The 17,779-nt window shown below is 65.5% G+C and carries 18 protein-coding genes and 1 tRNA gene; 13 read left to right on the top strand and 6 right to left on the bottom strand.

Annotated features, from left to right (window positions below):
- Nucleotides 1–38: 38 nt before the first annotated feature.
- From EOD43_RS15935 to ispH, 5 genes are all read right to left on the bottom strand, one after another.
- On the bottom strand, nucleotides 39–1,094 hold the full coding sequence (locus EOD43_RS15935; RefSeq protein ID WP_127745029.1) for a phytase: 1,056 nt from the start codon (nucleotides 1,092–1,094) through the stop codon (nucleotides 39–41).
- Nucleotides 1,094–3,877: a TonB-dependent receptor gene (locus EOD43_RS15940; RefSeq protein WP_127745030.1), complete on the bottom strand. Its 2,784-nt coding sequence runs from the start codon at nucleotides 3,875–3,877 to the stop codon at nucleotides 1,094–1,096. Before EOD43_RS15940 ends, EOD43_RS15935 begins: the two co-directional genes overlap by 1 nt.
- A 105-nt stretch (nucleotides 3,878–3,982) precedes the next feature.
- Nucleotides 3,983–4,429 carry a ribonuclease HI gene (rnhA, locus tag EOD43_RS15945; RefSeq protein ID WP_127745031.1) on the bottom strand — a complete coding sequence of 149 codons (447 nt, stop codon included), beginning with the start codon at nucleotides 4,427–4,429 and terminating at the stop codon, nucleotides 3,983–3,985.
- Nucleotides 4,430–4,439: 10 nt separating this feature from the next.
- Nucleotides 4,440–5,396 (bottom strand): homoserine kinase, encoded by a 957-nt coding sequence (thrB, locus tag EOD43_RS15950; protein ID WP_127745032.1) that lies wholly within the window; start codon nucleotides 5,394–5,396, stop codon nucleotides 4,440–4,442.
- A gap of 2 nt (nucleotides 5,397–5,398) precedes the next feature.
- Nucleotides 5,399–6,358, bottom strand: a complete 960-nt coding sequence (gene ispH, locus EOD43_RS15955; protein ID WP_127745033.1) for a 4-hydroxy-3-methylbut-2-enyl diphosphate reductase — start codon at nucleotides 6,356–6,358, stop codon at nucleotides 5,399–5,401.
- A 110-nt stretch (nucleotides 6,359–6,468) separates the two neighbouring features.
- On the opposite strand from ispH, the gene EOD43_RS15960 reads away from it, so the two are divergent.
- The 11 genes from EOD43_RS15960 to EOD43_RS16010 all read left to right on the top strand — a co-directional run bounded on the left by EOD43_RS15960 (nucleotide 6,469) and on the right by EOD43_RS16010 (nucleotide 15,255).
- On the top strand, nucleotides 6,469–7,122 hold the full coding sequence (locus tag EOD43_RS15960) for a hypothetical protein (RefSeq protein ID WP_127745034.1): 654 nt from the start codon (nucleotides 6,469–6,471) through the stop codon (nucleotides 7,120–7,122).
- A gap of 184 nt (nucleotides 7,123–7,306) precedes the next feature.
- On the top strand, nucleotides 7,307–8,437 hold the full coding sequence (locus EOD43_RS15965; RefSeq protein WP_127745035.1) for a Gfo/Idh/MocA family protein: 1,131 nt from the start codon (nucleotides 7,307–7,309) through the stop codon (nucleotides 8,435–8,437).
- Nucleotides 8,434–9,345, top strand: a complete 912-nt coding sequence (locus tag EOD43_RS15970; RefSeq protein WP_127745036.1) for a hypothetical protein — start codon at nucleotides 8,434–8,436, stop codon at nucleotides 9,343–9,345. Before EOD43_RS15965 ends, EOD43_RS15970 begins: the two co-directional genes overlap by 4 nt.
- 58 nt (nucleotides 9,346–9,403) lie before the next feature.
- Nucleotides 9,404–10,081: a TetR/AcrR family transcriptional regulator gene (locus EOD43_RS15975; protein ID WP_240653264.1), complete on the top strand. Its 678-nt coding sequence runs from the start codon at nucleotides 9,404–9,406 to the stop codon at nucleotides 10,079–10,081.
- Nucleotides 10,082–10,173: 92 nt separating this feature from the next.
- On the top strand, nucleotides 10,174–11,076 hold the full coding sequence (locus tag EOD43_RS15980) for an SDR family NAD(P)-dependent oxidoreductase (RefSeq protein WP_127745037.1): 903 nt from the start codon (nucleotides 10,174–10,176) through the stop codon (nucleotides 11,074–11,076).
- A gap of 3 nt (nucleotides 11,077–11,079) precedes the next feature.
- The gene (locus EOD43_RS15985) at nucleotides 11,080–11,943 is read left to right on the top strand and encodes an SDR family NAD(P)-dependent oxidoreductase (protein ID WP_127745038.1); all 864 of its coding nucleotides are present in this window, start codon (nucleotides 11,080–11,082) and stop codon (nucleotides 11,941–11,943) included.
- Nucleotides 11,940–12,278: a hypothetical protein gene (locus tag EOD43_RS15990; RefSeq protein ID WP_127745039.1), complete on the top strand. Its 339-nt coding sequence runs from the start codon at nucleotides 11,940–11,942 to the stop codon at nucleotides 12,276–12,278. The genes EOD43_RS15985 and EOD43_RS15990 overlap by 4 nt, the downstream gene beginning before the upstream one ends.
- The gene (locus EOD43_RS15995; protein WP_127745040.1) at nucleotides 12,271–12,918 is read left to right on the top strand and encodes a Dabb family protein; all 648 of its coding nucleotides are present in this window, start codon (nucleotides 12,271–12,273) and stop codon (nucleotides 12,916–12,918) included. The genes EOD43_RS15990 and EOD43_RS15995 overlap by 8 nt, the downstream gene beginning before the upstream one ends.
- Nucleotides 12,919–12,931: 13 nt before the next feature.
- Nucleotides 12,932–14,017 (top strand): tartrate dehydrogenase, encoded by a 1,086-nt coding sequence (locus EOD43_RS16000; RefSeq protein WP_127745041.1) that lies wholly within the window; start codon nucleotides 12,932–12,934, stop codon nucleotides 14,015–14,017.
- A gap of 78 nt (nucleotides 14,018–14,095) precedes the next feature.
- The gene (locus EOD43_RS16005; RefSeq protein ID WP_127745042.1) at nucleotides 14,096–14,470 is read left to right on the top strand and encodes a carboxymuconolactone decarboxylase family protein; all 375 of its coding nucleotides are present in this window, start codon (nucleotides 14,096–14,098) and stop codon (nucleotides 14,468–14,470) included.
- Nucleotides 14,467–15,255, top strand: a complete 789-nt coding sequence (locus tag EOD43_RS16010; RefSeq protein WP_127745043.1) for an SDR family oxidoreductase — start codon at nucleotides 14,467–14,469, stop codon at nucleotides 15,253–15,255. Before EOD43_RS16005 ends, EOD43_RS16010 begins: the two co-directional genes overlap by 4 nt.
- A gap of 28 nt (nucleotides 15,256–15,283) precedes the next feature.
- Here the strand turns inward: EOD43_RS16010 and EOD43_RS16015 are convergent.
- Nucleotides 15,284–15,359, bottom strand: a tRNA-Ala gene (locus tag EOD43_RS16015).
- A 231-nt stretch (nucleotides 15,360–15,590) separates the two neighbouring features.
- Between EOD43_RS16015 and EOD43_RS16020 the strand changes: the two genes are divergently transcribed.
- Complete coding sequence (locus tag EOD43_RS16020) at nucleotides 15,591–16,454, top strand: DUF2171 domain-containing protein (RefSeq protein ID WP_127745044.1); 864 nt, start codon at nucleotides 15,591–15,593, stop codon at nucleotides 16,452–16,454.
- Nucleotides 16,455–16,625: 171 nt separating this feature from the next.
- Nucleotides 16,626–17,774 carry a patatin-like phospholipase family protein gene (locus EOD43_RS16025; protein ID WP_127745045.1) on the top strand — a complete coding sequence of 383 codons (1,149 nt, stop codon included), beginning with the start codon at nucleotides 16,626–16,628 and terminating at the stop codon, nucleotides 17,772–17,774.
- The last annotated feature ends 5 nt before the right edge of the window (nucleotides 17,775–17,779 follow it).

Raw genomic sequence — 17,779 nt, forward strand, 5'->3', positions numbered from 1 at the left:
TCGCCTTTGGCGCCACCTCCCCGATCCGGGGAGGATTGTTACTTGATCAGCTTCGCGATCGCGTCCCAGCGGACCAGCTTGAAGTTCTGCGCGCCGTCCGGGGTGTGCCCGTCCTGCGCGACGAAGATGCCGGTCGGATAGTCGCGGCCGAAATTGCCGAGCATCAGGTCGATGCCGTCGGTTTCCTCGGTCGATCCGAACTGGCCTTGAGCGATGCGGAAGCGGCCGGCATAGGCGCCGTCCGACAGGCGCCATGCCGCATAGGCATTGTCGCCCTGGCTCGACACCAGCACATAGCCGCCGCTGCGGCCGATCGGCGCGATCGCCACGCCCTCCGCATCGGCGACGAGGCGGGTGCCATCGACCTTGGCGATCGAGACCGGTTCGACAGGGCCATCGGTGCGCGCGTCGAACCGCCACAGGCCGACATCCTCCTCGGCGACGTAGAGCTTGGCCGTGCGATCATCGACCGCGCAGCCTTCGGACTGGGTGCCGAGCTTCATCGTGCGAACGATCCTGCCCGCCGGCGTCGCGGCCGCGAGGTCGATCGCGACCTGGTTGATCGTGCCGTCCTTCATCACGACGAAGGCGTGCGCGGCGCCCTTCACGCGGGTCAGGCAGATGCCGTACGCCTCACCATCACCCGCCGCCACGGTGCCGAGCGAGGTCAGCTTCGCGGTGGTCGGATCGAGCCGGAACAGCGCGATCTTCGCGTGCAGCTCGTCATTGCGGTCGCTGGCCGCGACGAGGATGCCGGGCCTGCCGCCGATCGCCACGCCGTCGCGCAGGTCGACATTGTTGACGCGCCCCGCATCGACGAAGTCGCGGCGCTTGCCGTCGAGGCCATAGACGTAGAGCCCGGCCTTCTTGTCGGTGCCGATGATCAGGCTGGCGGCGGGCTTGCGCGGGTTGCGCCAGATCGCGGGATCATCGGCCGCGTCGGCATTTGCGGTGCCGACCGCTTCGGTTTCGCCGGACGCGAAAACCTCGGCGGTGGTGGCCGCCGAGGTCGTGTTGGTCGCATCCGGGGTGGTTGCGCAGCCGGCGAGCAGAAGCATCGCCGACCACGCGGTCATCACGGAAAGGTTGTTCATCAGAAGTTGAACCGGATGCCGCCGGTGTAGCGGCGGCCGAAGCGTTCCCATTCGATCGTGCGGAAGCTGCTGGCCTTGGTCGGCGTGCCGGTGGCGGTCAGCAGGCTGCCCGGGTCGGCGAAGCGGCGGCCCGGATGGTTCAGCAGGTTCGAAGCGTCGAAATAGACCTCGAAATTCTTGGTGATCGCATAGCGTGCCGAGAAATCGAGCTCGTCGTCCGAAGCCCAGTAGGTATCGCCCGCATCGGCCAGGGTGTCGGCGATGCTGTCGAGCCACTTGCCACGGTTCTGATACTGCAGGCGCAGCGACAGGCCGTACTTTTCGTAATAGGCGCCGACATTGTACACGAAATCCGACGTGCCGGGCAGGCGCACGCGGCGGGCGGGGATCGTGCCCGACGCCGGCTTGGTCACGCGGCTGTTGTTCAGCGTCAGGTTGGCCGAGACACCGAAACCGCCCATGAAGTCGGGCAGGCCGAGGTTTTCGGTCCACGGCTCAAGCTGCAGCTGCGCGGCGGCTTCCATGCCGTAGAGGCGGCCGTCGCCACCGTTGGTGACGCCGGAGAAGACGTAGGTCGAACGATCGAAGCCGTTCGCGTCCAGCGCACTCGAATTGAAGGTGCGCGACTGGTTGTACAGCACATCCTTGATCTTCTTGTAGAAGACACCGACCATCAAATAGCCCTGCGGCTTCATATACCATTCGAAATAGCCGTCGACGCCGTAAGCGCGTTCGGGCTTCACCGCCGGGTTGCCGCCGCTGATCGTCTGCGCGATGTCGTTGATCACGACGTTCGGACGCAGCTGGTCATAATCGGCGCGTGCAGCGCCGCTGTTGAACGACAGGCGCAGCTTCTTGGTGTCATCGACATTGTAGTTGATGTGCAGGCTGGGGAAGGCGAGCGTCTGCTCGGCTTCTGCCACCACCGGTGCGGTGGTCGTGCCGACCGTCGCGATCGCCTTGCCGCGGTTCTTGATATGCTCGACGCGCACGCCGCCGATCACCGAACCCCAGTCATACTTGACCGTGCCCATGACGAAGCCGGCCAGAACCTGCTCACGCACGTCGTAATTGTTCGCGGTGGCGGGAACGAACGGGAAGGCTGCCTTCGCTGCTTCCGACGCCGCGCGCATCTTGGCGATGTCGAAATAGCGGAAGGTGTAGTCCATCGGCAGCTTGCCCATGAACTTCTTGTCGGTCGAAAACTGGTTGTAGTCGCTGGGCAGACCGGCCTTCGCATAGTCCGCAGCCGTGCTCAGGTTGATGTTCTTTTCGTCGGCCACCTTGGTGCGCTGGTCATATTGCGCGCCGACCTTGAAGGTCGCCTCGCCGCCCAGCATGTCGGCGGTGTGGCCCAGCACGACCTTGCCGGTATAGGCCTTGGTCGTGTCGACCGCGTCGAGCACGTTGAACGACGACAGCGGCTTGGTGAAGGCATCGACGCCCACCACGCGGTCGCCGGCCGAGAAGCGGGTCGGACCCGACAGCTGGTTGGTGCGGAACAGCTGCAGGCTCGACCGGTTCGGATTGCTGAAGTCGTAGGCAACGGTCGGGCGCAGGTTGCGCGTGCTGGGGCTGTCCCACGTCGCTTCGCCGACGACCGAGCGATCGTCCTTCGATTCGGTGTAGTTGGCGACCCAGGCGAGCGTCCAGGCGCCGTCGCCGAACTTGTGGTCGCCTGCCAGCGTGTTGGTGAACACCGACTGGCGGAATGCGCGCAGCGTCGAACGCTGGCGGATGTCGATGCCGTAGACGGTGCCCTTCTGCGGGGTGTTGCCGATGCAGACGTCGGCATAGCCCGAATTGGTCGGCGTGGTGTTCACCGTCGGGGTGCAGGCGGCCGAATTGGCGACCAGATCGGACTGGCGGTCGTCAAGGTCGAAGCGATAATTGTCGCGCGCTTCGTCGTCGCTGAAGATCGTATAGACCGACCGCAGCGAGATCTGGTTGTCGTCGTCCGGGCGCCAGTCGAGACGGCCCGAGACCGACCAGTTCTTGCGGGTGAGGCGGTACAGCTTGTTCTCGGCCTCATGGCCCCAGAAACGGGTGCCGTTGCCCGGGCGGGCATCCTGGCTCACCGGCTCATAATCGACCTCGAAATTGTCGGTGATCATGTTGCGTTCGTAATAGCTGCCGGCCAGCAGCACGCCGATTTCGCCTTCGCCCGCCTTGAAGCGGTTGGAAACGACCGCGCTGGCTTCATATTCGCGGCGGTCGCCCAGTTCGACGACACCACCGCCCAGCTTGCCGGCGGTGTGGAAGCCCGAATAATCGAAGGCCGAACGGGTGATGACGTTGACGTTACCGGCGACGGTTTCACCGGGCATGTCGGGCGTCACCGCCTTCGACACGAGGATCTTGCCCGCGATTGCCGAGGGGATCGAATCGAAGCGCGCGTCGCGGCCTTCGGGGCTCACCACGTTGATGCCGTCGAACGACAGGGTGGTCCACGTCTTGGGTGCGCCGCGCAGGTTGACGTAGCGGGCCTGGCCCTGATCGCGCTCGACGCTGATGCCGGGCAGGCGGCCGACGGCGGCGGCGATGTTCTGGTCAGGCAGGCGACCGACCGAGTCCGACGCGGCGACCGCGACGAGCGAGTCCGAATTGCGCTGGATCTGCAGAGCGGCGGCTTCGGATTCGGCGATCGGGCGCGTGCCGGTCACGACGATTTCGCTGCCGGCATCGGCTGAATCGGCGATGTCCTGCGCATAAGCTGTGGCAGTGAATGCAACGGTAGAGAGGGCGGCGACGCGCAGCGCCCGCCCGAACGAGGTCGGCTTCATATTGTCCCCCAGAGCGACTTATTGTCCGGGGCGCCCTAGGTGGGCTCGATGAAACCGCGACTGCGGATCGATGACAATATTATTACGGTTGGGTAATCTTATGTGTCAGCGCGTGCGGCCGACCGCCGCGTCGCTCGCCAGCTTGTCGGCGCGCTCATTGTCGGGATGGCCGGCATGGCCTTTCACCCACTGCCAGTCGATCCGGTGCGGGGCCGCGGCGGCGAGCAGGCGTTGCCACAGTTCGGCATTCTTGACCGGCTTCTTGTCGGCGGTCTTCCAGCCATTCTTGCGCCAGCCGTGGATCCACTTGGTCAGCCCGTCCATGACGTAGCGGCTGTCGGTCGACAGCTTGACGCGGCACGGCTTCTTCAGCGCCTCCAGCGCCATGATCGCCGCCATCAGCTCCATGCGGTTGTTGGTGGACGGGTTCTCGGCGCCCGACATTTCCTTTTCCTTGTCGCCGAAGCGCAACAAAGCGCCCCAGCCGCCCGGTCCGGGATTGCCCTTGCACGCACCGTCGGTCGCGATTTCCACGAGGGGGAGTTCGGTCACATTCCCGAACTCAAATCAAAGCGGCCGGATCGGCCTCGGCATAGAAATCGAGCCGGCGCTTGAAGGCCAGCGGATCCTTGCGCGTCACCAGCGCGTCGGCGGGCGTATTGAGCCAGTCCCACGCGCGCGTCAGCGTGAAGCGCAGCGCGGAGCCGCGCGCGAGCACCGGGAAGGCGGCGCGCTCCATTTCGGACAGGCCGAATTGCTGGTCGTAGCCGGCGATCAGCGCGCGGCCGAGTTCGGGCCGGTAGCTGCGCCCGTCGTTGGAAAAACACCAGGCCGAATGCGTTACCGCGACGTCCCACGCGCGAATCTCGGTGCAGGCGAAGTAGAAGTCGATGACGCCGCCCACGCTGTCGCCCAGCATCAGGACGTTGTCGGGGAACATATCGGCATGGACGACCGACGTCGGCAGGTGACGCGGCCATTCGGCGTCGAGGAAGGCGAGTTCGCGTGCGATGCGATCGCCCAGGCCCGGCTCGATCTGGTCGAGCTGGTCGCCGCACTTGTCGGCCAATGCGTGCCAGCCGTCGAGGCCCAGCGTGTTGGGGCGGTTCATGCGGAAATCGCCCAGCGCCTTGTGCATGTCGCCCAGCGCACCGCCCGCAGCCTTCGCCTGCGCCGGCGTCGGATGGCTGACGGAGACGCCCTGCAGGAACTCGATCAGGCAGGCGGGGCGGCCGCATAGCTGTTGCAACTGCTCGCCGCGCCGGTCGCGCAGCGCGCGGGGGATGTTCAGCCCCTTGCTCGCCAGATGATCGGTCAGCGCGAGGAAGAAGGGCAGATCACCCGCATCGACGCGCTTTTCATAGAGCGTCAGGATGAAGCGGCCGGTGGTGGTGTCGACCAGATAATTGCTGTTCTCGACGCCTTCGGCGATCCCCTTGGCCGACAGCAACGTGCCGCAATCATAGCGGTTGAGGAAGGCGGCCATGTCCTCGGTCGAAACCTGCGTATAGACGGCCATGCTCAGGCGACCAGGCTGCGGGGCAGCTTGAACAGCATGTCCTCGGTCGCGCTTTCGACCTCATGCTCGGTAATCGCGAAACGGGTGGCGAGCCGGTCGACCACTTCGCGCACCAGCAATTCGGGGGCGGAGGCGCCGGCGGTGATGCCCAGCGTCGTAACCCCCTCCAGCCACGCGAAATCGATCTCGTCGGCGCGCTGGATCAGGACGGCGCGGGTGCCGCGCCGCTCGGCGACTTCGACGAGGCGCAGCGAGTTCGAGCTGTTGGGCGCGCCGATCACAAGCATCGCGTCGCACCGCTCGGTGATCGCCTTGACGGCGGCCTGCCGGTTCGACGTCGCGTAGCAGATGTCCTCGCTGCGCGGCTGGGCGATTTCGGGGAAGCGGCGCTGGAGCGCGGCGATAATCTCGGCGGTGTCGTCGACCGAAAGCGTCGTCTGGCTCAGGAAGGCGAGCGCCTTGCCCTCGGGCGGCGAAATCGCTTCGGCATCGGCGACGGTTTCGACCAGCGTCATCACGCCGTCGGGCACCTGACCGAAGGTACCGATCACCTCGGGGTGGCCGCGATGGCCGATGAACAGGATGTGATGGCCGTTCGCCACCAGCCGTTCGGCCTGGCGATGCACCTTGGAGACCAGCGGGCAGGTGGCGTCGAGATAGTTGAGCCCGCGCTCCTCGGCCTTCGCAGGCACCACCTTGGGCACGCCATGCGCCGAAAAGACGACGGGCACGCCATCGGGCACCTCGTCCAGTTCCTCGACGAAGATCGCGCCCTTCGCCTTCAGATCGTCGACGACATATTTGTTGTGGACGATTTCGTGCCGCACATAGACCGGCGCGCCATATTTCTCGATCGCGAGCTCGACGATGCGGATCGCGCGGTCGACCCCGGCGCAAAAGCCGCGCGGGGCGGCGATCAGGAGCGTAAGGGGCGATTTGGGCGGGGTGGCGGCAGCGTCCATGCCCGGCCGCTTACGCGATTGCTTGCCTGCGCGGAAGCCGCTTCCTATGATCGCGGCGAAGCCCACCGGATCCTGGCATCCGGCAAGTTCGATTCAAGGATGCCTTCTGCGTGCTGAAGCTTAAGACCCAAGCGATCCTCCTCGCCGCCATTGCGCCTATGGTGTTTCTGGCCGGCTGTAAGTCCGGCATGGATTTCGACGAGACCGGCGGCGTGAAGATCGCGCGTTCGGCCTGCCCCGCAGTCGCGATCGCGACCTATACGGGCGACATCACCACCTTCACCTCGCCCGCGCAGCGCACCGTCGGCGCGATCGACGTGTCGGCATCGATCGCCAATCTGCAGACCAGCTGCACCGGCGAGAGCGATCCGATCGGCGTCACCGCCAACTTCGACGTGCTGGCGACGCGCGCCGCGCCCGGCCCGGCGCGCCAGGTGACGTTGCCCTGGTTCGCGACGCTGATCCGCGCGGGCAACGACATTCAATCGAAGCAGACCGGCCAGGTCGTCGTCACCTTCGCCGACGGCGCCACGCGCGGCACCGGCCATGCCAGCGTCACCGGTTCGGTCTCGCGCGCGCTCGCCACGCTGCCGCCCGAAGTGCTCCAGCGCATCACCCGCAAGCGCAAGGTGGGCGATGCCGACGCCGCGCTCGATCCGCTGACCGATCCCACGATCCGCGACGCAGTGCTCAAGGCGAACTTCGAAATGCTCGTCGGCTTCCAGCTGAGCGAAGAACAGCTCGCCTACAACGCGACGCGCTGATCGCGGGGCCGGCCGGCCCTTCGACCTCTGAACAATCCGAACCCGCACGCTGCCGATGTCGATCGGCAGCGCGCGGGTTCGTGCGTTTGACGAAGGCGCGATTCCGCGGTCGCGGAAGTCGGTAGACCACGTTCTCGACTCCACACCATACGCGATGTATGGTGTGTGAAGTTGGGAGAGAGCGATGGCGGAAACACCGCTGAGAGTCGGAATCGTGGGCGCCAACCCGGATTATGGCTGGGGATCGGGCGTCCATCGGCGCATCGTGACGATGCTGCCGGGCGTGACCTTGCACGGCGTATGCACGACCAAGGCCGAAACGGCGGAGCGGGCGGCGCGTGAATTCGGAGCGGCGCTGGCGTTTACCGATGCGGCGGCGCTGGCCGCGCATCCCGAGATCGATATCGTCGCGATCTGTGTCCGCGCGCCGCATCATTATGCGATCGCGCGCGATGCGCTGTTGAACGGCAAGCATGTCTATTGCGAATGGCCGCTCGCCTTCACGATCGAACAGGCGGAAGAACTGGCGGCGCTCGCGGCCGATCGCGGGTGCAAGGCGATGATCGGGCTGCATCTGCGCGGATCGCCCGAACTGCGCTACGCCGCCGATCTGATCAGGGATGGCTTCATCGGCCGGCCTTATTCGATCAATTTGTGCGCGCGGGTTTATGGGCCGACCACCGCCGCGATGGCGACGCGGGCGGGCGGAACGACCCTGCTGTCGATCTATGGCGGGCATCTGCTCGACGCGATCGACCATCATTTCGGCGGGATCCGTTCCTTCGGTGCGCGCAGCGCGATCCATCTGCCCCCGGTCGACCAGCAGGGCGCGCCCGTCGCGCGCGATGCGCCGGATCATTATGTGGTGCAGGGCGAACTGGGATCGGGCGCCTTGTTCAACTTCGATCTGGCGGGCACCTCGGTCGCCGCGATGGGATCGACCTGGCGGATCGAAGGGACGGGGGGCAGCCTGATGCTCACCACCGCCGACCCCGCGATGCCCGCAATGGAGGTGCTGTCCATGTCGGGGCGCAGCGGCGGTGGCGAATGGAAGCCGCTGACCGTGCCCGCCGCCTATGATTGCGCCGCGATCCCGCCCACGCCCGATCGCTACCCTGCTTACCCGACGACCCCGGCCTCGCGCTTCGCTTTGGTGTCGATCGGCACGCTCTACGGCCGGCTGCGCGACGCGATCGTGCAAGACGGTCCCGTTGAGCCCGATTTCGCACGTGCGGCCGCGATCCAGCGCCTGCTGGACGCGGTCGACCGCGATCAAAGCATCGAATGCCCTGTCGCATTGGGAGCTGCAGCATGACCGACAATCTCGCCTTCGACGCCAAGCCCGATACCGCCGGCGAACCGGCTGGCGACGTGACCTCGGGCAGCCCGCTTTTCTACCTCAACGGCCGCCGCATGCTGCAGACCGACAGCAGCGTGCCGATCAGCTCGTCGCGCTGGCTCAACGATGCGCGGATCAAGGATTGGGTGTCGACCGAATCCCTGCGCCGCAATGGGCATGACTATCCTTTGCTGTTCGGCGCGCCGACCCTGGTCAAGGCGATCACCGAGGTGCGCGATTATGACCGGATCGACCGGCTGATCCGCGAGGAGCGCGCGCGCAACCCTGCGCTCGATGCCTGGTTCGGCGAAGGCTTCATCTCGTCCTACGGGCGCGAGGATCTGCGCGACTATAAGGCCGGATCGATCGGCCGCGCGCTCTATGACTATATGGTCGACCATGATCTCTCGCCCGAGCTCAACTCGCGCAAGCTCGCCGATCCGAACTGGAAGCCCGAGCGCGACATCGATTATTATGACATCCGCATGGGCCAGACCCACGATTTCTACCATATTCTCGGTGAAGTCGGCTTCGGCGTGGTCGCCGAATATTTCATCACCGGCGTCACCACGGGCAACGTCTTCCGCCATGTCGGGCCGGAGCTGGCGGGCGAGTTTCAGACGATCAATACGCTGATCATGTTCCCGTGGATGATGCGCACGATGCTGCATTATCCGGCGGCGTGGCCGACCCTCTATCGCAACCTCTCCTACGGGTACGAGATCGGCCAGCAATCCGACATGCTGTTCACCGCGAAATATGAGGACATCCTGCACCTAACCCCGGCCGAGGCGCGCGATGCGCTGGGCTGGCGCGGGTTCAGGGGGCCGACCGACAGCCGCGAAGCGTCGATCATCTTCGGCGAAGGGCGCGAGATCCTGTAGCCGTCGACGCGCCATGAAGCGCATGGTACCGCGCCGGGCGAGGTAGCAGGAGTGCAGAGTGGATCGAGCCGCCCCGGACGCCAGTTCCCCGGATATCAGCCCTCCGGCGCGTAGCGGGGGACGGGCCGCCTTTCTGGAAGCGCAGCGACAGCGCACCCGCGCCGCGATCATCGCCGGGGCGCGAACCTTGTTTTCGGGCACGCCCTATCTGCGCGCGACCGTGGAGGACATATTGGAGGCGGCGTCGGTCAGCCGCGCCACCTTCTACCAGCATTTTGATTCCAAGACCGCGCTCGCCTTCGCCATCTATGACGAGATGCGGCCTGAGGTGCGGGCGCAGTTCGATGCGATCGCCGATATCGATCCGGCCGATGAGGGCGCGGTGCGCGGCTGGCTGGAAAACTATGTCGCGCTCTATGTCCGCCATCGCTACGTCACGTCGCTGTTGGCGCAGCTGCAATTGTTCGAGCCGAGCTTTCGCGCGACGCTGCACAAGGATCGCGACGCTTTCATCGATCGGTTGAGCGCGGCCGGCATTGCAGGCTTCACCGATACGAAGGGGGACGGGGCCGCACTCGAGCGCCGGGTGCGCGCGCGGCTGATGTTCCACCGCCTGACCTTCACCGCATCCGAAGTCGCGCAGGACGATGCGCTCTCGCCCGGCGAGAAGCGCGCTTATGTCGATGCCACCGCCGCGGATTTCCGCGCCTTCCTGCGCGCCGACAAACCCGCCTGATCCGCAAGTTCGGAAAAGGGCGCGCTGGTCGTGACCCTCATTCCATACGCTTTGTATGGTCTGCTTCGATCGGTGAAGGAGCAAGACGAAACATGGCGCAGGGTCAGCCGGATTTGACGGGGCGCGTCGCGCTCGTGACGGGGGCGAGCCGGGGTATCGGGCGCGCGATCGCGCAACGTCTGGCGGCGGCAGGCGCGACGGTGATCATTACTGCGCGTTCGGCCGGAACGGCAGTTCCCGGCAAGCGTAAGGGCGCCGATCGCCTGATTTCCGGCACGCTGGAGGAGACGCGCGCGCTGATCGAGGAGGCGGGCGGCCGTGCGATCGTGCTGGCGGCCGATCTGGAAAATCCGGCCGAGCGCGCCAGCCTGATCGCGCGGGCGACCGAGGCGGGCGGCGGGCGGCTCGACATCCTGATCAACAATGCGGGCTTCGCCGATTATGCGCGGATCGAGGCGATGTCGGACGAGACGTTCGAACGCACGATCACCCATTATCTGCGCGCACCGTTCGAGCTTGCCCGCGATGCGATTCCGGGGATGAAGGCGCGCGGCGAAGGCTGGATCGTCAATATCGGATCGGTGACGGCGATGTCGGCGCTGCAGCCCTTTGCCCCGCATCATATGCGCGGCGGCGACACGCTCTATGCGTCGATCAAGGCGTCGCTCCACCGCTTCAGCCAGGGGCTGGCGGCCGAGATGCTGAACGACAATATCGCGGTGAACGCGGTCGGCCCGTCGACCGCGATCCGCACGCCGGGCGCCGACGATCTGATCCCCAAGGAGTACCCGACCGAAGATGTCGCCTATATCGCCGCGACCGTGCTGGCGATGTGCCATCTGCCCGCCGCTGAACGCACCGGCAACGTCGCTTTCTCGATGCACTGGCCCGCGCATCACAAGCTGCAGGTGATGAGTCTGGACGGCCGCACCGAACTGCCCCCGGCCGAGCCACCCGCCTGGTCGCACCCGCACATCATCGCCGCAGGGATTTGAAAGATGACGCATAAATTCTCGTCCGGAACCGCCGTCGTCACCGGCGCGGGCGCGGGCATCGGCATGGGCATTTCGCGGCGTCTGGCGACGCTGGGCATGCATGTCGTCGTCACCGACATCGATGAAATGCGCGCGCAGGCCGTCGTCGCGGACATCGCGGGCGGGGGCGGCAGTGCGGAGGCGATCCGCGTGGACGTGTCGCAGCCCGCCGAACTCGATCGGCTGGCCGAAACCGTGATCGCCCGCCACGGCAGCGTCCGCGTCCTCGTCAACAATGCCGGGGTCGAGACGATGGGCTATTGCTGGGAAATCTCGGCCGAACGCTGGGAAAAGACGCTCGACATCAACATCCACGGCGTCGTCCACGGTTGCCGCGCCTTCATCCCGGCAATGCTGAAGCATGGGGAAGAGGCGTGGATCGCCAACCTCGCGTCGATCGGCGCCTTCGGATCGATGCCGCAGCAGGCGCCTTACATCATGAGCAAGCATGCGGTGCAGTCGTTCAGCGAATGCCTCTATATCGAACTGGAGCAGGTCGGCGCGCCGATCCACGTCGCCTCGGTCATTCCCGGCATGGTCAAGACCAGCATCTTCGAAGCGACCGCCGGCAGCGACGATCCGGTCGACGGCCAGCATCATCGCCAGGTGATGTACGACATGGCGATGGCGCACGGCATGGATCTGGACGAAGGTTGCGCCGTGATCGTCGACAAGATCGCGGCCAACCAGTTCTGGGCTGATACCCAGCCGGGCATGACCGCGGATTCGATCGACAAACGGATCGCTTTCCTGCGCGATCGCGCGCAGCCCAAGATCCATGCCGGCGCACAGGCGATCCTCAACAAGGCGCGGGAGGCGGCTCTATGATCTGGATGGTCGACGAGGTCGAAACGAAGCCGGGGCAAGGGCAGGCGTTCCTTGCCGCCTATCGCGAACATTATGTGCCGGGCGCCACGGCGCGCGGGCTGCGGCTGATCAAGGAGATGGTCGAGCCGGCGATGTGGCTGGACGAGGCATCGAACCGGCTGCTGCTGATCTGGGAAACCGACAGCGCGGGTGCGGTGTGGGCGGCCAAGCATCGCGCGCGGGGGGACGAGGCGGTGATCCGCTGGTGGACCGAACAGGCGCCCGAATTTCTGATCTCCCGCCGCCGTTACACGATGGCGCCGGCCGACGCGCTGGAGGCGCTCGACAATGTATAGCCAGTTGATCATCCCGACCTTCGCCGAAGGTCGACGCGACGAGGCGATGGCCGTGATCGCGCAGGCTACCGCGCGGATCGACGCGCGTTCGAAGCTGTTCGCGCCGACCCTGGCCGGCGTCCACAATGGCGGCGACGCGATCTGGCGGCTGACCTTCGCCGATGTCGGTGCGCGCGATGCGGCGCTGGCGGGTGAGGCGTGGGCGCCCGCCGCAAAGCTGCTCGCCGATCCCGCGGTCACGACGCATCAGGAGCGGCTGGGCTACGAAACGAGCCGCGTCGGCGGAGCGGATGGCGATTGCGGCCTGTATCGCGTCGCCTTGTTCTGCGCGAACGTCCGCCCCGATCCCGAACGGCTTGCCGCCTTCGCCGATCAGACGGCGAGCATGCCGAACTATATCGACACGATCCGCCGCTGGCAGCTTTCCACCCCGGCCGAGGCCGAGGGGCGGCGTCCGTGGACGACCGTGTGGGAGCAGGAATATGACGATCTGCAGGGTCTGAAGGGCGCCTACATGCTCCACCCCGCGCATTGGGGGCATGTCGAGCGCTGGTTCGATCCCGAATATCCCGAATGGCTGGTCGATCGCACGATCGTCCACACCTTCTGCGAGAAAAGCGACGCCGTCATCTGCCTGTGAGGATCGAACGACCATGAAGACCAGCCACCGGATCGCGGTGATCGCAGGCGACGGAATCGGCAAGGAGGTGATGCCCGAAGGGCTGCGCGCGACCGGCGCGGCCGCAGCGAAGCATGGCATCGCGCTGGACTTCGAACATTTCGACTGGGCCTGCGCCGACTATTACAGCGCGTATGGCCGGATGATGCCGGAGGACTGGTTCGATCGGCTGAAGGGCTTCGATGCGATCTATTTCGGCGCGGTCGGCTGGCCCGACGTGGTGCCCGATCATATCTCGTTGTGGGGATCGCTGCTCCAGTTCCGGCGCGGCTTCGATCAATATATCAATCTGCGGCCGGTGCGGCTGATGCCGGGCGTCCCCGCGCCGCTCGCCAACCGCAAGCCCGGTGACATCGACATGATGATCGTGCGCGAAAATACCGAAGGCGAATATTCGCAGGTCGGCGGGCGCATGTTCGAAGGCACCGACCGCGAGTTCGTGCTGCAGGAGGCGATCTTCACGCGCACCGGGGTCGATCGCGTGCTCAAATTCGCCTTCGATCTGGCGCAGTCGCGCCCCGCGCGGCACCTCACGTCCGCCACCAAATCGAACGGCATCGCGATCAGCATGCCCTATTGGGACGAGCGGGTGGCGGAAATGGCGAAGGCCTATCCCGACATCCGGCAGGACAGCTATCATGTCGACATATTGGCCGCGCGCTTCGTGCTGAGCCCCGAACGGTTCGACGTGGTCGTCGCGTCCAATCTGTTCGGGGATATCCTGTCCGATCTCGGCCCGGCCTGCACCGGCACGATCGGGATCGCGCCATCGGGCAACCTCAACCCCGACCGAACATTTCCGTCATTGTTCGAGCCGGTCCACGGATCGGCCCCCGACATTTGCGGGCGCAACATTGCCAATCCGATCGGCATGATCTGGTCGGGCGCGATGATGCTCGATTTCCTGGGCGACGGGCGGGCGAATTATCGCGCCGCGCATGACGCGATGATGCGTGCGATCGAAACGACGCTGAGCGACGGTCCGCGCACCCCCGATCTGGGCGGTAATGCCAGCACGACCGAGGTGGGGCAGGCGGTCGCCGCGTTGATCGAGGCATGAACTAACGGTTCTTCGTTTTTTTCTCTTCGTGGCGCGCCGGCGGCTGATAGGCTGCGGCAAAGCTGTAAGGAGAGGATAATGGCGAACGACACGGGCATCGTCGAACGGCTCGCATCGCTCAAGGTGATCGCGAAGATGCGCGGCGACGCGCAGGCATCGAGTTTCGCGGGCGAAATGGGCGCGCTGGCCAACAGCAACGTCTTCCAGTCTTTGTGGGGGCGGCCGGGGCTCGACGCGAAATCGCGCAGCCTCGTCACGCTCGGCATCCTGATCGCGCTCAGGGCGCATGACGAACTGCGCGTCCACATCCCCCTCGCGGTCGCCAATGGCTGCACCGTCGCGGAGGTGGAGGAGGTGATCTACCACGCCAGCGGCTATGCCGGCTTCCCCGCCGCCAACAGCGCGCGCGTGACGGCGATCGAGGCGCTGCGTGGTGAAGGGCTGATCGCATGACCGCGATCGAAGGGAGCGTCGCGATCGTCACCGGCGGCGCGAGCGGGATCGGGTTGGGATCGGCCGGCGCGCTGTCGCGGGCCGGCGCGAAGCTGGTGGTCGCCGATATCGACGGCGATGGCGCCGAACGCGCCGCCGCAGGGCTGTCGGGCGAAGCGATCGGCATTGCGTGCGACGTGACGCAGGAGGATGCGTTCGATCGGCTCAAGGCCGCCGCGATCGATCGCTTCGGCCGGGTCGATATCGTGATGAACAATGCGGGCGTGCTGACGCGCGGCCTGCCCGATCATATCCCGTTCGACGAATGGCGCCGCGTGATCGACACCAATCTGATGTCGATCGTGCGATCGAACCTGGTGTTCGTGCCGCACCTGATCGCGCAAGGATCGGGGCATATCGTCAACACCGCCTCGTTCGGCGGCCTCTACACCTACGCCTTCGATCGCATCCCCTATGCGGCCAGCAAGGCGGCGGTGGTGCAGATGTCGGAGGCTTTGTGGCTCTATCTGAAGCCGCAGGGCGTGGGCGTGACCTGCCTGTGCCCCGGCCCGGTCAAGACCAACATCGCCCGCGGCCTCAAGACCTTCGGCCCGCCGATCGAGACGCGCGGGCCCCACGCCGGCTTCCCGCTGCTCGAACCCGATGTGGTGGGACAGATGGTGGTCGACGCGATCCTCGCCGATCGCTTCATGCTGCCGACCGACGAAGGCATCACCGACCTGCTGGTCGATCGCGCGCGCGACTGGGACGGCTTCCTGGCGAAGGAGGCCGATCGGGCGGGTTAGCGTTTCGAAGATAGTCCGGCGGTGCGACTGGTGGAGCTGAGGGGAATCGAACCCCTGACCTCTGCAGTGCGATTGCAGCGCTCTCCCATCTGAGCTACAGCCCCGCACACGCCGGACGCTCCCCCTAGCGGGCAAGCATTCGCGATGCAACCACACAAATCGACTAACCTGAATTGGTTTTGCAGCCGTCTCGCACGGCCTGTCGTCCACGGCCCTCGTTTCGCCTGTCGGGCAGGAACGGTGACCCCGAATATGCGTTTTGCATCCATAGACCGGGCGATGGTTCTCCCCTTTCCATCGCCCGGTCGCCCCCATGAAAAATGCAGGAGGATGCAATGGGTTACGAACGCTACGGCCGCCGCGACAATCGCTATGATCGCGATCCCCGTGATCGGGATCCCCGCTATGGCCGCGATGCCTATGGCTATCGCGAGCGCAGCGATTACGGGCGCGGTGACTATGGCCGTCCGCCTCGTGACTATGATTATGACGACCGCGGTTTCTTCGACCGCGCGGGCGACGAGGTTCGTTCGTGGTTCGGCGATGAGGATGCCGAGCGCCGCCGCCGCTGGGACGAACGCATCCAGCAGCGCGAATATGAGCGCCGTTATGGCCCCGGCAGCTATGAAGGCGCACGCGCCGGCTTCACCGGCTATGATGCGGGCTATTCGCCTTATGATGTCGGCTTCGGCTATCAGGGCGATACCTATGGCGTCGGCCGCGGCGCGGGTGCGACCAGCACTTTCGGCCTGGGCGGCGGCGCGAGCCATGACGGCTGGGGCCGCGATCCGAACTATGCCAACTGGCGCCGTCGCCAGCTTGCCGAGCTGGATCGCGACTATGACGATTATCGCCGCGAAAATCAGTCGCGCTTCAACGACGATTTCGGTTCGTGGCGCACCGGCCGCGCCGGCCAGCGCAGCTCGCTGAACCAGGTGCAGGAGCATCAGGAGGTCGTCGGTTCGGATGGCCAGCATGTCGGCACGGTCGATCATGTCCGTGGTGACAAGATCCTGCTGACCAAGACAGACAAGGATGCCGGCGGCCACCACCATTCGATCCCGTCGTCGTGGATCGTATCGGTCGCCGACAAGGTGACGATCAACCGCACCGCCGCTCAGGCCAAGCAGGCCTGGAAGGATGAGGAGCGCAATGAAGGCCCGCACAACCTGAACCGGGCTTTCTCGGGAACCTACTAAGCTTCCCCATTGCGTATCCGCGCGAGGAGGGCCGGCCTTCGGGTCGGCCCTTTTTCGTATCCGGTTCCCATCCGGACGGCGTGCATTCTCCGCCGTTCCGCATGCGTAAATTTCACTGGAACTTCGTCCGCGATCGGCCTTTGATGCACCGCACAACGGAGTCGGGATCGCATGGCAGACGCAGAACCGCGCCATATCGCGCGCAAACGGGCCGCGACCGGCCTGCCGCTTCCCGATAATGTCGCGCTCGTCCTGCAGGGCGGCGGCGCGCTGGGATCGTTTCAGGTGGGCGTCTATGAAGCGCTCGATGCCGCGCGGATCGAGGTGGATTGGGTTGCGGGCATTTCGATCGGGGCGATCAACGCCGCGATCATCGCAGGCAATCCGTGCGAACGCCGGATGGAGCGGCTCCACAAATTCTGGGATCGCGCGACCGGCCTGATGCCCAGCTTCCCGCTGCTGACTGGCGATTTCGGGCGCGAAATGTTGCATGAAATGTCGGCGGCAGCGGTGGGCTTGTTCGGCGTGCCGGGCATGTTCCGCCCGCGCTTCCTGTCGCCCTTCCTCGCGCCGTCGGGGTCGATCGACGCGATGAGCTTCTACGAAAGCGGGCCGCTGGCCGAAACGCTCGACGAACTGGTCGACTGGGATCTGCTCAACGACGGGCCGATGCGGCTGTCGGTCGGCGCGGTCGAGGTGGAAAGCGGCAATTTCCGTTTCTTCGACAGCAAGACGACGCGGATCGACAAGCGCCACATCATGGCGTCGGGCGCGTTGCCGCCGGGGCTGCCCCCGGTCGAGATCGACGGCAAATTGTGGTGGGACGGCGGCATCGTTTCGAACACGCCGCTCAGCTATATCGTCGACAATCAGGACAGCGACCTGCTGGTCTTCCAGGTCGATCTCTTTTCCGCCGCGCATGATCGGCCGAAGAACATCATGGACGTGATGTCGCGGCAGAAGGAGATCCAGTTCTCCAGCCGCACGCGCCAGATTTCCAACATGCTCGTCCGCCAGCGGCGCGAGCATGAGATGGTCGCCCGCCTGCTCGACAAGCTGCCGCCCGAACTGCGCGACGATCCCGATGCGGTGAAGCTGCGCGAACTTACGCGCGAATCCAGCCTCAGCCTCGTCCAGCTCATCTACCGCGCCAATGCGTGGGAAGGCGGATCGCGCGATTACGAATTTTCGGCACGCACGATGAACGAGCATATCGAGGCCGGGCGACAGGCGATCGCCGAGACGATGACCAAATCCGAAGTCATCGCCCAGAATATCTATGACGGCACGAGCGCCGCGTTCGACCTGACCCATCGTTGAGGAGA

The organism is Sphingomonas crocodyli, assembly GCF_004005865.1.
Taxonomy (GTDB): domain Bacteria; phylum Pseudomonadota; class Alphaproteobacteria; order Sphingomonadales; family Sphingomonadaceae; genus Rhizorhabdus; species Rhizorhabdus crocodyli.

Coding starts and splice junctions, on each gene's coding strand:
- EOD43_RS15965 (WP_127745035.1), top strand. CDS start 7,307: ATGGCGGAAACACCGCTGAGAGTCGGAATCGTGGGCGCCAACCCGGAT.
- EOD43_RS16025 (WP_127745045.1), top strand. CDS start 16,626: ATGGCAGACGCAGAACCGCGCCATATCGCGCGCAAACGGGCCGCGACC.
- EOD43_RS15995 (WP_127745040.1), top strand. CDS start 12,271: ATGTATAGCCAGTTGATCATCCCGACCTTCGCCGAAGGTCGACGCGAC.
- EOD43_RS16010 (WP_127745043.1), top strand. CDS start 14,467: ATGACCGCGATCGAAGGGAGCGTCGCGATCGTCACCGGCGGCGCGAGC.
- ispH (WP_127745033.1), bottom strand. CDS start 6,358: ATGGACGCTGCCGCCACCCCGCCCAAATCGCCCCTTACGCTCCTGATC.
- EOD43_RS15970 (WP_127745036.1), top strand. CDS start 8,434: ATGACCGACAATCTCGCCTTCGACGCCAAGCCCGATACCGCCGGCGAA.
- EOD43_RS16005 (WP_127745042.1), top strand. CDS start 14,096: ATGGCGAACGACACGGGCATCGTCGAACGGCTCGCATCGCTCAAGGTG.
- EOD43_RS15985 (WP_127745038.1), top strand. CDS start 11,080: ATGACGCATAAATTCTCGTCCGGAACCGCCGTCGTCACCGGCGCGGGC.
- EOD43_RS15940 (WP_127745030.1), bottom strand. CDS start 3,877: ATGAAGCCGACCTCGTTCGGGCGGGCGCTGCGCGTCGCCGCCCTCTCT.
- EOD43_RS15990 (WP_127745039.1), top strand. CDS start 11,940: ATGATCTGGATGGTCGACGAGGTCGAAACGAAGCCGGGGCAAGGGCAG.
- EOD43_RS16020 (WP_127745044.1), top strand. CDS start 15,591: ATGGGTTACGAACGCTACGGCCGCCGCGACAATCGCTATGATCGCGAT.
- EOD43_RS16000 (WP_127745041.1), top strand. CDS start 12,932: ATGAAGACCAGCCACCGGATCGCGGTGATCGCAGGCGACGGAATCGGC.
- thrB (WP_127745032.1), bottom strand. CDS start 5,396: ATGGCCGTCTATACGCAGGTTTCGACCGAGGACATGGCCGCCTTCCTC.
- EOD43_RS15980 (WP_127745037.1), top strand. CDS start 10,174: ATGGCGCAGGGTCAGCCGGATTTGACGGGGCGCGTCGCGCTCGTGACG.
- EOD43_RS15935 (WP_127745029.1), bottom strand. CDS start 1,094: ATGAACAACCTTTCCGTGATGACCGCGTGGTCGGCGATGCTTCTGCTC.